The sequence below is a fragment of the Falsiroseomonas sp. RANM36 genome, assembly GCF_056682175.1.
The window spans coordinates 478,521-492,284 of the sequence record NZ_JBWXTD010000006.1; the positions used below are offsets into that span (position 1 = coordinate 478,521).

Genomic DNA, 13,764 nt, shown 5'->3' on the forward strand with positions numbered 1-13,764 from the left:
CGCGACGGGTGCCCATTCACGTTGCCGTGCAACGTGGATGGGGTCCCGGAATGCGGCCCGCGGCTCTTGCCGCGAAGCCAAGCGGCCGGATGGCCGCGCCGGCGTCTGAGGGCGGAACTGCGGCAGCAGTTCCGCAGCCCAGCATGACTGCAACCGAAGGGAGGACCACATGCAGCGTCGTCATCTTCTCGCCGCCGGCGGCACGCTTGCGCTTGCCGGGCTGATCCGTCCGGCGCGTGCCGCCTGGACGCCCTCGCGCCCGATCGAGTTCGTGGCCCATAACGGCCCGGGCAGCGGCCCGGATGTCTTCGCCCGCGCGCTGATCTCCGCCATCGAGCAGGACAAGCTGTTCGACGGCCGCATGCAGGTCGCCAACCGCGTCGGCGGCGGCGGCGCCACGGCGATGAACTACATGATGGAGCGGCGCGGCGACCCGCATGTGGTCGGCGTCTGGACCAGCCTGTGGATGTCGCTGCCGCTGGTGCAGGCCGAGGCGCGCGCGCAGGTCACGGACATGACCGCGATCGCGCGCGTGGCGATCGAGCCCGCCGTCGTCATCGTGCGCGGCGATTCGCCCTATCGCAGCCTCGCCGACTTCGTCGAGGCGGCGAAGACGCGGCCCGGCCAGGTGCGCCAGTCCGGCGGCTCGCCCACCGCGCGCGACGCCCTGGTGCGCCAGCTGCTCATGGCGCACACCGGCGCGCGCTGGGCCTTCATCTCCTTCCCCTCGGGCGGGGAGCGGATGTCGGCGCTGCTCGGCGGCCATGTGGACATGATGATCGCCGAGCCGGCCGAGATCCGCGAGCAGGTGCGCGCCGGGCGGCTGCGCATCCTGGCCACCGCGACCGCGACCCGCCTGCCGCTGCTGCCGGACGTGCCGACGCTGGCCGAGGCGGGCTTCCCCATCGCCGATGTCATCCAGGCGCGCGGCCTGGTCGCGCCCCCCGGCATCCCGGAGGAGGCGGTGGCCTTCTACGGCGACCTGTTCCGCCGCATGTCGGAAGGCCCGGCGTGGAAGAAATACGTCGAGGACAACCAGCTGCAGAGCGCCTTCCTCTCGCCTGCGGACACCGCCGCCTTCTTCCGCGACTACCAGGTGCAGCTGCGCAACGTGCTGCAGACCGGCGGCGTGCGGCTGGCGCGCTGATCTTGATCGAGCCGCTGGCCGCGCTGGGCGTCGGCGCCGCCGCCTTCGGGACGGCGGTGGTCGGCGGCCTGGCCGGCTACGGCACCAACCTGCTGATGCCGCTGGCGCTGGCACCCGTGGTCGGCGCCGCGGCCGCGATCCCGATCCTCGCGGTCTCCGGCCTGTTCAACAACGCCTCGCGCCTGGTGATCTTCCGCGACCGCGTGGAATGGCGCCCGGTGCTGCCGCTGACCCTGGCGGCGATCCCCTTCTGCTTCGTCGGCGCCTCGCTCTTCACGCTGCTGAGCGGGCAGCAGGTGGCGCTGCTGCTCGGCCTCACGCTGGTCGGCATGGTGCCGCTCCGGCGCTGGCTGAAGGGAAGGCGGCTGAATGTCGGGCCGGCGGGGATCGTGGCGCTCGGCGCGGTCTATGGGCTGGTCACCGGCGGCACGCCGGGGGGCGGGGTGGTGCTGACCGCAGCGCTGGCCGCGCTCGGGCTCGCGCCGCAGGCGGTGATCGCGACCGACGCGGCGATCTCGCTCGTCGTCGGGCTGGTGAAGGTCGGCACCTTCCAGGCGCTCGGCGAATTGCCGCCCGCGTCCTGGATCTTCGCCCTGGTGATCGGGCTGATCGCCATTCCGGGCGTGATGACGGCGCGCTGGATCAGCACGCGGATCAGCGTCTCGCTGCACACCGCGCTGCTGGACGCGGCGATCCTGACCGGCGGCGCGATGCTGGCGCTGCGCGGCCTGGGGCTGGTGTAGGAGGAAGACGCGCATGGCCGCACCCGCCCCGCAGGCGCTGTCGGAGGAGGTGCTCGCCCTCTCCGCCTGGATGGTGGAGGCCGCATCGCGGCCGCTGCCGGCGGAGGTGGCGCGCAAGACGCGGCTGCACCTGCTGGACACGCTCGGCGCCATCGTCTCGGGCACGCAGCTTGCCGCCGGCGTGCAGGGCGCGCGCTTCGCGGCCGCCTCGGGCGGCATCGAGGAGGCGCTGGCGGTCGGCGCGCGGGCGCTGCTGCCGGCCGCGCAGGCCGCCTTCGCCAATGCCATGGCGGCGCATGGCGACGAGACCGATGACAGTCACCTGGCCGGGCGCTGCCATCCGGGCTGCGCCATCGTGCCCGCGGCGCTCGCCATCGCCGAGCGGCAGGACGCGGACGGCGCGGCGCTGCTGCGGGCGATCGCGGTCGGCTACGATGTCTGCGTGCGCGTGAACCTCGCGCTCGGCTTTCCGCCGCCGGCGAAGGCGCGGCACAGCACGCACAGCATCGGCCCGGCCTTCGGCGCCGCCGCGGCGGCCGGCGCGCTGCTGCGGCTGGACGGGCGGCAGTCGCGGCACCTGCTGTCCTATGCGGCGCAGCAGGCCAGCGGCATCCCCTTCTGGAACCGCGACCCGCACCATGTCGAGAAGGCCTTCGACTTCGCCGCCATGCCCGCGCGCAACGGCACGCTCGGCGCGCTGATGGTCGCCTCCGGCTTCACCGGCGTGGACGATCCCTTCGCCGGCCAGCACAACCTGTTCGCCGCCTTCGCCGAGACGCCCGACCGCGCCGCGCTGGCGGAGGGGCTCGGCACGCGCTTCGAGATCATGCGCGCCTCGATCAAGAAGTGGTGCGTCGGCAGCCCGATCCAGGCGGTGCTGGACGCGATCGTGGCGATCACCGGCGGCGCGCCGCAATCGCCCGATGGCATCGCGGCGATCACCATCACCATGCCGGACGACCGCATCCACATCGTCAACGACCGCGCCATGCCCGATGTCTGCGTGCAGCACATGGCGGCCGTGGTGCTGCTGGACGGCGCGGCGAGCTTCGCCGCGGCGCATGACGTCGCGCGCATGCAGGATCCCGCCATCCGGGCGCTGCGGGCGAAGATCACGCTGGTGCCGAGCGCGGAGCTCACCGCCGCCATCCCCGCCCGCCAGGCGATCGTGGAGATCGCCTTCGCCGACGGCGCCGCGCGCCGCCACCACGCGGTCGCGGTGCGCGGCACGCCGGAGAACCCGATGCCGGAGGCGGAGGTCGAGGCGAAGGTGCTGGACCTCTGCGCGCCGCTGCTGGGCGATCGCGCCGCGCGCCTGGTCGAGGCGGTGCGGGGGATCGAGACGCTGCGCGCCCGCGACCTGCGCCCACTGCTGCAGCTGAACGCCATGCCGGAGAACCATCCATGACAACCACCCCCATGCCGGGCCCCATGCTCGGCCATGTCGCGCTGATCACCGGCGGCGTGCGCCGCATCGGTCGCGCCTGCGCCCTCGCGCTGGCCGAGGAGGGGGCGGATGTCGTGCTGCATGCCCGCGCCTCGCGCGAGGAGGCCGAGGGCGTCGCGCGGGAGGTGGAGGCGCTCGGCCGCCGCGCCCTGGTCGTGCTCGCCGACGTCACCGAGGAAGCCGCGGTGGAGGCGATGTTCGCCGAGATCGACCGCGCCTTCGGCCGGCTCGACATCCTGGTGAACAACGCCGCGCTGCGCGGCGAGGAGCATTTCTGCGAGATGAGCTATGCGCGCTGGAAGGAGATCACCGGGGTGATCCTGGACGGCGCCTTCCTCTGCTCCCGCGCGGCGCTGCGGCGGATGGCGCCGCGGGGCTACGGGCGGATCGTCAGCATGGGCGGCGTCTCGGCGCATCTCGGCGCGAAGGAGCGCGCGCATGTCGGCACGGCCAAGGCCGGGCTGATCGGGCTGACGCGCGCGCTGGCGATGGAATTCGCCGGCCAGGGGATCACCGTGAACTGCGTCATCCCCGGCAAGATCGGCGGCAAGCGCGCCGCCACCGCGGGCAAGGGCATCGCCGGCACGCCGCCGGTCGGGCGCGAGGGCGTGCCGGAGGACGTGGCGGAGATGGTGCGGCTGCTCTGCCGGCCGGCGAGTTCCTTCGTCACCGGCCAGAGCATCCATGTGAATGGCGGCCTCTTCCTGCCGTGACGCCGGCTGCGTCCCCCGATGCGCCGGAGGAGGAAGGCGTCTCGCGCGCCGAGCTGGCCTATCGGCGGCTGCGCCGGGGCATCCTGGGGGGCGCCTACCGCCCCGGCCAGCGGCTGCGGGAGACCCAGCTCGCCGCCGCGCTGAACGCCAGCCGGACCCCGGTGCGCGAGGCGCTGCGTCGGCTGCAGACCGACCGCCTGGTGGAGGACGTGCCGGGCCAGGGGCTCTGCGTCGCCCGGCTCGAGGGCGCGCGGGTGCGGGAATTCTACGCCTTCCGCATGGCGATGGAGGGCATGGCGGCCGAGATGGCGGCGCTGCACGCCACGGATTTCGACCTGGCGGAGCTTGCGGACACGCTGGAGCGCATGCGCGAGGCGGCGGGCGATCCGGCGCGGGCCGCGAAGCTCAACCGGCGCTTCCATGAGGGGATCCATCGCGCCGCCAGGAATTCGTTCCTGAATCATGCCATCGCCTCGATGTCGGACTTCCTGGCGCTGCTGCCGGGGACGACCTATTCCCTGCCGGGCCGCACGGCGGAGGTGCTGCAGGAGCACGAGGCGGTGCTGCGGGCGATCGCTGCGCGCGACCCCGTGGCTGCCGGCGCCGCGATGCGCGCGCATCTCGGCAAGGCGGCGCAGGTCCGGATGCGGCTGGACGCGGTGCCGCCGGAGTGAGGCCGGGCCCGCGGGGGGACTCGCGGGCCGCCTTGCATCCGGCGGCGCAGCGGCCTATACGCCGCGCTCCCCGCGCCGTGGCCCATGGACATGCCCGGCCGGCCCAGCCCCCCCGCCGCATGGTGCGGCCCCTGCCCCTGGCAGGGCGCAAGGTGGGGGGCATGACCCCGACAGGAGGGCCAAATGTCCAAGATGAAGACGAAGTCGAGCGTGAAGAAGCGCTTCCGACTCACCGCGACCGGGAAGGTCAAGGCCGGCGCCGGCAACAAGCGCCACATGCTGACGGCCAAGACCACCACCATGAAGCGCCAGAACCGCGGCATGTTCGTGCTGGACAAGCAGGACGGCGACACGGTGAAGCAGTGGCTGCCCTACGGGCTGGATCGCTGAGCGGAGGGGTCTGACCAATGGCACGCGTCAAGCGGGGCGTCACGAAGCACGCCCGTCACAAGAAGGTCCTGAAGCTCGCCAAGGGCTATGTGGGCCGGTCCTCCACCGCCTACCGCCCCGCGCTGGAGCGCGTCGAGAAGGCGCTGCAATACGCCTATCGCGACCGCCGCAACAAGAAGCGCGAGTTCCGCGGCCTGTGGATCCAGCGGATCAACGCGGCCGTGCGCGAGCACGGGCTGACCTATTCGAAGTTCATCGCGGGGCTGAAGGCGGCCGGCGTGGAGATGGACCGCAAGGTTCTCGCCACCATCGCCTATGACGACGCGGCGAGCTTTAGCGCCATCGTCGAGAAGGCGAAGGGCGCCCTCCCCGCGCAGGCCTGATCCCTTCCCGGGATCGGCTTTTTCGAACAGATGGAGGGCCGTCCCCGGCAAGGGGGCGGCCCTTCGCGTATCCGGAGCCGACGATGTCAGACGATCTTGCGGCGCTGCGCAGTGAGACCGAGCAGGCGCTCGCCAACGCCGCCGACCTGCGCGCGCTGGACGCGGTGCGCGTTGCCGTGATGGGCAAGTCCGGCAGCCTCTCCGGCCTGCTCAAGGGGCTGGGCCAGGTGCCGGCCGAGCAGCGCAAGGAGCGCGGCGCGGCGCTGAACCGCCTGAAGGGCGAGATCGAGGCGCTGCTGGACGCGCGGCGCACGGCGCTGGAGGCGGCGGAGCTGGAGACGCGGCTGAAGGCGGAGCGCGTGGACGTGTCCCTCCCCGCCCGGCCCTTCGCGCCCGGCACGGCGTCCGATGGCGGCATCCATCCGATCAGCCGCACCATCGAGGAGCTGACGGCGATCTTCGGCGCCATGGGCTTCCGCGTCGTGGAAGGCCCGGACATCGAGAGCGACTGGCACAATTTCGGCGCGCTCAACATCCCGGACCATCATCCGGCGCGGCAGGACCACGACACCTTCTACATGCCCGGCACCGACCCGAACGGCCATCGGCGCGTGCTGCGGACGCAGACCTCGCCGCTGCAGATCCGCACCATGCTGGCCGAGGAACCGCCGATCCGCATCATCGCGCCCGGCCGCACCTACCGCGCCGACCACGACGCGACGCACAGCCCGATGTTCCACCAGGTGGAGGGGCTGGTGATCGACCGCGCGATCACGCTCGGGCACCTGAAGGGCTGCCTGATCGATTTTCTCCGCGCATTCTTCGGAATCTCGGACCTGCCGGTGCGGTTCCGCTCGTCGTATTTCCCGTTCACCGAGCCCTCGATGGAGGTGGATATCGGCTGGAACCGGAAGACCGGCGAGCTCGGCGGCGGCGGGGACTGGCTGGAGATCCTGGGGTCCGGGATGGTGCATCCGAAGGTGCTGGCGAATTGCGGGCTCGATCCGCGCGAGTGGCAGGGCTTTGCGTTCGGCATGGGGATCGAGCGCATCACCATGCTGAAGCACGGCATGCCGGATCTGCGGCCGTTCTACGAATGCGACCTGCGCTGGCTGAAGCACTACGCATCAGATCCCCTCGCACCAGCTTCGCTGAGCGAGGGTATCTGATGCTTCGTTGTTCATCGCCCTCAGGCGCCGGGCGCGGCCTCCGGCGGCTGGGCCCCGCCGCGCCCCGGCCGCCCCCACCCGCGCGGCCCCCGGGGGGGGGGGGGCGGGGGGGCGGCCGCATTCTCCGTCCGCGGAGCTGATTCCATGAAGTTCACTCTGAGCTGGCTGTGCGAGCACCTCGACACCGACGCGTCGCTCGATCAGATCACCACCACCCTCTCCGCCATCGGCATCGAGGTGGAAGGCGTGGAGGATCGCGCCGCGGCGCTCGCCTCCTTCCGCATCGCGCGGGTGATCGAGGCGGTGCAGCATCCGAACGCGGACCGGCTGCGCGCGCTGCGCGTGGACCTTGGCGACGGGCGCGAATACTCGGTCGTCTGCGGCGCGCCGAATGCGCGGACGGGGATGCTCGGCGTCGCGGCGCTGCCGGGCGCCTTCATCCCGGGCACGGGCATCACGCTGAAAGTCGGCGAGATCCGCGGCGTGAAGTCCGAAGCGATGATGCTCTCGGCGCGCGAGATGGGGCTCGGCGAGGATCATTCGGGCATCGTGGACCTGCCCGCGGATGCGCCGGTCGGCACGCGCTACGTGGATTATGCCGGGCTCGACGATCCGGTGATCGAGATCAAGGTGACGCCGAACCGCGGCGATGCGCTCAGCGTGCGCGGCATCGCGCGCGACCTGGCGGCGGCCGGGCTCGGCACGCTGAAGTCGTGGGAGGTTGCGCCCGTCGCGGCGACCTATCCCTCGCCGCTGCATTGGACGATCGAGGATCGTCGCGCCTGCACCTGGGTGCTGGGGCGCGCGGTGCGGGGCGTGACGAACGGGCCCTCGCCGCAATGGCTGCAGGACCGGCTGACGGCGATCGGGCTGCGCCCGATCAACGCGCTGGTGGACGTGACCAATTTTTTCACGTTTGCCTATGGCAGGCCGTTGCATGTCTTCGATGTGCGTAAGGTCTCCGGGACGACGCTGGCGATGCGCATGGCGCGGCCGGGCGAGGAACTGCTCGCGCTCAACGGCAAGACCTACCAGCTCACCGAGGAGGACGGCGTCATCGCCGATGCCGAGCGCGTCGAGGCGCTGGGCGGCGTGATCGGCGGCGAGCATTCGGGTTGCGACGAGACGACGACCGAATGCTTCATCGAATGCGCGCTGTTCGATCCCGTGCGCATCGCGCTGTCCGGCCGGCGGCACGACGTGCGCACCGATGCGCGGTCGCGCTTCGAGCGCGGCATCGATCCGGCGCTGCTGCCGAAGGCGCTGGAAGCCGCGACGCGCATGATCATGGAGCTGTGCGGCGGCGAGGCCTCGGAGATTTCGGAAGCCGGCGCCGAGCCGGCGTGGCGGCGCAACGCCACGCTGCGCTTCGAACGCATCGCCGGCCTCGGCGGGCTCGACCTGCCGCGCGAGGAGGCGGAGCGGCGGCTCTCGGCGCTCGGCTTCAGCACCGTCTCGCGCGATGCGGACGCGATCACCGTCGCCGTGCCGTCCTGGCGCAACGACATCGCGGGGCATGGCGCGCTGGCGCAGGACCCCTCGCTACCGGCGGACCGCGCGCGCGTCGCGGCGGAAGGCTGCGCGGCGATCGAGCCGGAATGCGATCTGGTGGAGGAAGTGCTGCGCCTCGGCGGGCTGGATTCGGTGCCGGCCGTGTCGATGCCGATCACCTCGCCGGTGCCGCGGCCGTCGCTCGCGCCGAAGCAGGCGCGCGCGGCGCTGGCCCGGCGCGTGCTGGCGGCGCGCGGGCTGCAGGATTGCGTGACCTACGGCTTCCTGGCGCGCGAGCAGGCGGCGCTGTTCGGCGACACGCCCGAGGGGCTGCGAGTCGAGAATCCGATCGCGTCGGATCTCGACCAGATGCGGCCGACGCCGGTGGCCTCGCTCGCGATGGCGGCGTCGCGCAACGCGGCGCGCGGCTTCGGCGACGTCGCGCTGGCGGAGATCGGCGGCGCCTATCGCGATCCGGCCGCGGGCAGCAGCCAGCTTGCCGTGGCGGCGGGGGTGCGCGCGGGGATGACGGGCGCGAGCTGGGCGTCGCCCGCGCGCGCCGTGGACTGGCTGGATGCGAAGGGCGATGCTGTCGCCGTGCTCGAACGCCTCGGCGTGCCCATGGCGGCGGTGCAGGTCACCGCGGATGCGCCGGGCTTCTACCATCCGGGCCGTTCGGGCGTGCTGCGCCAGGGGCCGAAGGTGGTGCTGGCGACCTTCGGCGAGCTGCACCCGAAGGTCCGCGCCGCGCTCGACATCCCCGGCGCGGCGGTGGGCTTCGAAGTGTTCCTGGACGCGATCGCCGAGCCGAAGCGGCGGAAGAAGGGCGTGCCGGACCTGCCTTCCTTCCAGCCGGTGCGGCGCGACTTCGCCTTCCTGGCCGATGCCGGCGTCTCCGCCGAGGCGCTGCTGCGCGCGGCGCGCAACGCCGACAAGGCGCTGATCGCCGATGTGGTGCTGTTCGACCGCTATGCCGGCGACAAGCTCCCGGAGGGCAAGGTGAGCCTCGCCATCCAGGTCACGCTGCAGCCGCGCGAGCGGACGCTGACCGATGCGGAGATCGAGGCTGCCACGCAAAAGGTGGTTGCCGCCGTGACGAAGGCGACGGGGGCGAGCCTTCGGGGGTGAGCGCCGCGGCACCATCGGCGACGACCAAGCCGCGCCACCTGGCGCTGCTCTGTCTCGCCGTCGTGCTGGTGCTGTCCGTCTGGTTCGCCGGCACCGCCGCAGTGCCGGACCTTCTGGCGGCAGGCCTGATCACGCGCGCCGACGCGGCCTGGCTGACGGCGGCGGTGCAGCTCGGCTTCGTGGCGGGGACGCTGGTCTCGGCGGTGCTGTCGCTGGCGGACCGGCGCGATCCGCGGCGATTGTTCCTGGCTTCTGCGCTGCTCGCCTCGGCGGCGACCCTTGCACAGACGCAGGTCGCGCCATCCGGCCTGGCGGCGCTCGGGCTGCGCTTCGTCGCGGGCGCGGCGATGGCCGGGGTCTATCCGGTCGGGATGAAGCTGGCGGCGTCCTGGGCCAAAGGGGGCAGGGATGGCGACCTGGGGCTGCTGATCGGGCTGCTGGTCGGCGCGCTGACCCTCGGCTCGGCCCTGCCCCACCTGATCCCGACGCTGCTCGGCGGCATCGGCTGGCAGGCGGCCTATCTCGGGGCCGGAGTGCTGGCGGCGGCGGGCGGGCTGTCCATCCTGGCCTTCCGGCCGGGGCCGCTGCTCGGCGCAAGGCCGCCCTTCCGGCCCTCCCAGGCGCTGGAAGCGTGGCGGAACAAGGGGTTGCGCTACGCCAACCTCGGCTATCTGGGCCACATGTGGGAGCTCTATGCCATGTGGGCCTGGATCGGGCTTTTCCTGGCGGGGGTGCTGGGGGGCGAGGCAGGGCAGGCGGGGCCCTGGGTGTTCGCCGTGATGGCGGCGGGCGCCGTCGGCTGCGTGCTGGCGGGGCTGCTGGCGGATCGGTGGAACCGGGCCTCGGTGGCCGCCCTCTGCATGCTGGCCTCGGGCAGTTGCGCGCTGCTGGTGGGGCCGGCGGCGGCGGTGGCGCCGGCGCTCGCGATCGCCGTCGCGCTGGTCTGGGGCTTCACGGTGGTGGCGGATTCGGCGCAATTCTCGGCCTGCATCGTCACCCTGTCGCCGCCCGATTATGTCGGCACGATGCTGACGGTGCAGACCAGCCTGGGCTTCCTGCTGACGGCCGGGACGATCGCGCTGGTGCCGTTGGCGATCCAGGGGCTTGGCTGGAACTGGGCCTTCGCGGTGCTGGCGCCGGGGCCGCTGCTCGGCGCCTGGGCCATGTGGCGGCTCCGGCCCCTGCTGCCGCACTGATCCGAAGCTTTCCAGGGCCGCCCGCAGCCCCTATGTGGGGCGCAACCCCCCAACGGGCATCCAGATCCCCTCCAATGACCGACGTACCCCTCGACCGCATCCGCAACTTCTCGATCATCGCGCATATCGACCATGGCAAGTCCACCCTGGCCGACCGCCTGATCCAGACCACCGGCGCCGTGACCGCGCGCGAGATGAAGGAACAGCTCCTCGACAACATGGAGCTGGAGCGCGAGCGCGGCATCACCATCAAGGCGCAGACCGTCCGGCTGAACTATCAGGCGAAGGACGGGCTGACCTACACGCTCAACCTGATGGACACGCCGGGCCATGTGGACTTCGCCTATGAGGTGAGCCGGTCGCTGGCGGCCTGCGAGGGCTCGCTGCTGGTGGTGGACGCGTCCCAGGGGGTCGAGGCGCAGACGCTGGCCAATGTCTACCAGGCGATCGACGCCAACCACGAGATCGTGCCGGTCCTGAACAAGATCGACCTGCCCGCGGCCGAGCCCGACCGGGTGAAGCAGCAGATCGAGGACGTGATCGGCCTCGATGCCTCCGACGCCGTGATGATCAGCGCCAAGACGGGGCTCAACATCGAGGGCGTGCTGGAAGCGATCGTGACGCGCCTGCCGCCGCCCACGGGCGATGTGAACGCGACCACCAAGGCGCTGCTGGTGGACAGCTGGTACGACGCCTATCTCGGCGTCGTCGTGCTCGTGCGGGTCAAGGACGGCGAGCTGCGCAAGGGCCAGCGCATCCGCATGATGTCGAACGGCTCGGTCCACACCATCGAGCAGGTCGGCGTCTTCACGCCGAAGATGGTGCCGGTGGATCGTCTCTCGCCCGGCGAGATGGGCTTCGTCACCGCCGCGATCAAAACCGTGGCGGACACCAATGTCGGCGACACCATCACCGACGACCGCAATCCCGCCAGCGCGCCGCTGCCGGGCTTCAAGCCCTCCATCCCCGTGGTGTGGTGCGGGCTCTATCCGGTGGACGCGGACGATTTCGAGAAGCTGCGGGAATCGCTGGCGAAGCTGCGCTTGAACGATGCGTCCTTCCACTACGAGCCCGAAACCTCCGCGGCACTCGGCTTCGGCTATCGCTGCGGGTTCCTCGGCCTGCTGCATCTGGAGATCATCCAGGAACGGCTGTCGCGCGAGTTCGACCTCGACCTGATCGCGACGGCGCCTTCCGTCGTCTACAAGATCAGGAAGACCAACGGCGAGGAGATCGAGCTGCACAACCCGGCGGACATGCCGGATGGCAGCGTGGTGGATGTGATCGAGGAGCCCTGGATCAAGGCGACGATCATGGTGCCGGACGACTATCTCGGCCCGGTGCTGACGCTCTGCAACGAGCGGCGCGGGCGGCAGATCGAGCTGACCTATGTCGGCAACCGCGCGATGGCGGTCTACCGCCTGCCGCTGAACGAGGTGGTGTTCGACTTCTACGACCGCCTCAAATCGGTCAGCCGCGGCTATGCCAGCTTCGACTACCAGCAGGACGGCTATGAGGAAGGCGACCTGGTCAAGATCTCCATCCTGGTGAATGCCGAGCCGGTGGACGCGCTGAGCTTCATGGCGCATCGCAGCGCGGCCGAGCGGCGCGGGCGGCAGATCTGCGAGAAGCTGAAGGAGCTGATCCCCCGCCAGCTCTTCAAGATCCCGATCCAGGCCGCGATCGGCGGCCGCGTGATCGCGCGCGAGACCATCTCCGCCCTCTCCAAGGACGTCACGGCGAAGTGCTACGGCGGCGACATCACACGGAAACGAAAACTTCTGGAGAAGCAGAAGGAGGGCAAGAAGCGCATGCGGCAGTTCGGCAAGGTCGAGATCCCGCAGAGCGCCTTCATCGCTGCCCTCAAGATGGATGCGTGATACCTCCGAGCTTCTCTCTTAACCTGCGCCCGCCGAAGGCGGGCGAGGCCGCGAACGCGGCCCGCCGCCAGTGCGGCGCAGCCAAGCGAGCGGATGCGAGCGCCGGCGATTGAGGTGCCTTTCCGTGTCAACGGAAAGGCTCGTCGATATCACGCCAGCACGATGTCGGCCGCGGTGATGGCGCCCGGCGCGACCAGCACGGCGAGCAGCGTCACCGCGTCGGCATCGGTGAGGCCGGGCAGGTTGTCGAGGTCGCGCACGTAGTAGATCGCCGCGTCGGTGCCGCCCGGCCCGCGCGCGATCACGAAGGCCGCGTGACCCAGGTCGCCGCCCAGCACGCGGTTGCCGAAGGCGGTGTTGATCGCGGCGCGGTCGGCGAAGCCGCCGGCCACCGGGTTGGCCGCATTCAGGATGAAGGCGCCCGCCGTGCTGAGGTCGAGATTCGCCCCCGCGGCGAGGGTCACGATGGCGGATTTGGTGCCGAGGCCGGCGAAGGCCGAGCGCGTGAACTCCAGCAGGTTGTCGGGGTCGCCCGGTCCGCCGAAGCCGTTGATGGTGTCCGCCTGTGCCAGCGTGCCGGCATTGGTCGGGGCGAAGATGTCGCGCGAGCCGTCGTTGTAGTTGCCGAAGACGATACGGTCCGACGCACCGTCGGCGGACAGGACGATGCTGTCGGCGCCGAGATGGCCCTGGATGCGGTCGGCCCCGCCCCCGTCGCGGATCGTGTCGCCGAGGCGGCCGCCGGTGATGGCTTCCGCACCGTCGTCGCCGAAGATGTCCAGCCGGTTCGGCACGGCATGCGCGCGGAAGGCGGAGGCCGGCCCGCCGGCCGTGGTGTTCAGCTCCACCACGAAGACGCCGTTGCCGACCGTGACCGTGAAGATGTTGGGCAGCACGACGCGGCCCCCCGCCAGGTCGAGCGACAGGGACTCGAATGCGGTAAAGTTCGCCAGCAGGGCTTGCGGGAGGAACGCGTTGCCGACGGCGAGCTCCAGCCGGTCGAAGCCCGTGCCGCCATCGGCGATGTCGTCGCCCGCGAGATCCGCGAAGCGCACCGTGTCCGCGCCCGCGCCGCCGAAGACGAGGTCGGCGCCGGTGCCGGCATCGAGCAGATCGCCGGCGCTGCCGCCGGTCAGGATGTCGTCGCCGGCGCGGCCGAGGAAGCGCGCGCCGGTGGTGAGCGCGGAAGCGTCGAGGATGTCGGCGTCGCTGCCGCCGCGGATCTCCACCGCGCCGCCCGCCGGCAGGCCGCCGGCGACGAAGGAGATCGCGTTGGGGGCGTTGGCAAGCTCGATGATCTCGAAGCCCGTGAGCGTCGCGAAGGAGAAGCCGGCGCTGATCGTCGCGCCGATCGCGCGCAGCGTATCGAGGCCCGCGCCGCCGTCGAGCCTCGCCGGGTCGAG

Annotated in this window: 11 protein-coding genes and 1 pseudogene; 11 read left to right on the forward strand and 1 reads right to left on the reverse strand. The window is 71.7% G+C overall.

Annotated features, from left to right (window positions below; translation table 11 throughout):
* The first annotated feature begins 169 nt into the window (after positions 1–169).
* From AC1MIR_RS23890 to lepA, 11 genes are all read left to right on the forward strand, one after another.
* Positions 170–1,147, forward strand: coding sequence for a Bug family tripartite tricarboxylate transporter substrate binding protein (locus AC1MIR_RS23890; RefSeq protein ID WP_480030669.1), 978 nt, complete (start codon positions 170–172; stop codon positions 1,145–1,147).
* A 2-nt stretch (positions 1,148–1,149) separates the two neighbouring features.
* The gene (locus AC1MIR_RS23895; RefSeq protein ID WP_480030670.1) at positions 1,150–1,890 is read left to right on the forward strand and encodes a TSUP family transporter; all 741 of its coding nucleotides are present in this window, start codon (positions 1,150–1,152) and stop codon (positions 1,888–1,890) included.
* Positions 1,891–1,903: 13 nt separating this feature from the next.
* On the forward strand, positions 1,904–3,298 hold the full coding sequence (locus tag AC1MIR_RS23900) for an MmgE/PrpD family protein (RefSeq protein ID WP_480030671.1): 1,395 nt from the start codon (positions 1,904–1,906) through the stop codon (positions 3,296–3,298).
* Positions 3,295–4,050, forward strand: a complete 756-nt coding sequence (locus tag AC1MIR_RS23905) for an SDR family NAD(P)-dependent oxidoreductase (protein ID WP_480030672.1) — start codon at positions 3,295–3,297, stop codon at positions 4,048–4,050. The genes AC1MIR_RS23900 and AC1MIR_RS23905 overlap by 4 nt, the downstream gene beginning before the upstream one ends.
* A complete protein-coding gene (locus AC1MIR_RS23910; RefSeq protein WP_480030673.1) occupies positions 4,047–4,724 on the forward strand; it encodes a GntR family transcriptional regulator in 678 nt (225 codons plus the stop codon). The genes AC1MIR_RS23905 and AC1MIR_RS23910 overlap by 4 nt, the downstream gene beginning before the upstream one ends.
* Before the next feature lie 183 nt (positions 4,725–4,907).
* On the forward strand, positions 4,908–5,114 hold the full coding sequence (gene rpmI / locus AC1MIR_RS23915; protein ID WP_219765424.1) for a 50S ribosomal protein L35: 207 nt from the start codon (positions 4,908–4,910) through the stop codon (positions 5,112–5,114).
* A gap of 17 nt (positions 5,115–5,131) precedes the next feature.
* Complete coding sequence (rplT, locus tag AC1MIR_RS23920; protein WP_109872800.1) at positions 5,132–5,497, forward strand: 50S ribosomal protein L20; 366 nt, start codon at positions 5,132–5,134, stop codon at positions 5,495–5,497.
* Positions 5,498–5,580: 83 nt separating this feature from the next.
* Positions 5,581–6,666 carry a phenylalanine--tRNA ligase subunit alpha gene (pheS, locus tag AC1MIR_RS23925; RefSeq protein ID WP_480030674.1) on the forward strand — a complete coding sequence of 362 codons (1,086 nt, stop codon included), beginning with the start codon at positions 5,581–5,583 and terminating at the stop codon, positions 6,664–6,666.
* 144 nt (positions 6,667–6,810) lie between these two features.
* Positions 6,811–9,285 (forward strand): phenylalanine--tRNA ligase subunit beta, encoded by a 2,475-nt coding sequence (pheT, locus tag AC1MIR_RS23930; protein WP_480030675.1) that lies wholly within the window; start codon positions 6,811–6,813, stop codon positions 9,283–9,285.
* On the forward strand, positions 9,282–10,481 hold the full coding sequence (locus tag AC1MIR_RS23935) for an MFS transporter (protein WP_480030676.1): 1,200 nt from the start codon (positions 9,282–9,284) through the stop codon (positions 10,479–10,481). The genes pheT and AC1MIR_RS23935 overlap by 4 nt, the downstream gene beginning before the upstream one ends.
* A gap of 74 nt (positions 10,482–10,555) precedes the next feature.
* Positions 10,556–12,361: a translation elongation factor 4 gene (gene lepA / locus AC1MIR_RS23940; protein ID WP_480030677.1), complete on the forward strand. Its 1,806-nt coding sequence runs from the start codon at positions 10,556–10,558 to the stop codon at positions 12,359–12,361.
* Between the two features lie 149 nt (positions 12,362–12,510).
* On the opposite strand, the pseudogene AC1MIR_RS23945 reads toward lepA, so the two are convergent.
* A pseudogene (locus AC1MIR_RS23945) lies at positions 12,511–13,764 on the reverse strand (hypothetical protein); the annotation flags it as partial.

Excerpts from the sequence above, each read along its gene's own strand:
- AC1MIR_RS23890 (WP_480030669.1), top strand. The coding sequence starts at position 170 with ATGCAGCGTCGTCATCTTCTCGCCGCCGGCGGCACGCTTGCGCTTGCC.
- AC1MIR_RS23900 (WP_480030671.1), top strand. The coding sequence starts at position 1,904 with ATGGCCGCACCCGCCCCGCAGGCGCTGTCGGAGGAGGTGCTCGCCCTC.
- AC1MIR_RS23905 (WP_480030672.1), top strand. The coding sequence starts at position 3,295 with ATGACAACCACCCCCATGCCGGGCCCCATGCTCGGCCATGTCGCGCTG.
- rpmI (WP_219765424.1), top strand. The coding sequence starts at position 4,908 with ATGTCCAAGATGAAGACGAAGTCGAGCGTGAAGAAGCGCTTCCGACTC.
- rplT (WP_109872800.1), top strand. The coding sequence starts at position 5,132 with ATGGCACGCGTCAAGCGGGGCGTCACGAAGCACGCCCGTCACAAGAAG.
- pheS (WP_480030674.1), top strand. The coding sequence starts at position 5,581 with ATGTCAGACGATCTTGCGGCGCTGCGCAGTGAGACCGAGCAGGCGCTC.
- pheT (WP_480030675.1), top strand. The coding sequence starts at position 6,811 with ATGAAGTTCACTCTGAGCTGGCTGTGCGAGCACCTCGACACCGACGCG.
- lepA (WP_480030677.1), top strand. The coding sequence starts at position 10,556 with ATGACCGACGTACCCCTCGACCGCATCCGCAACTTCTCGATCATCGCG.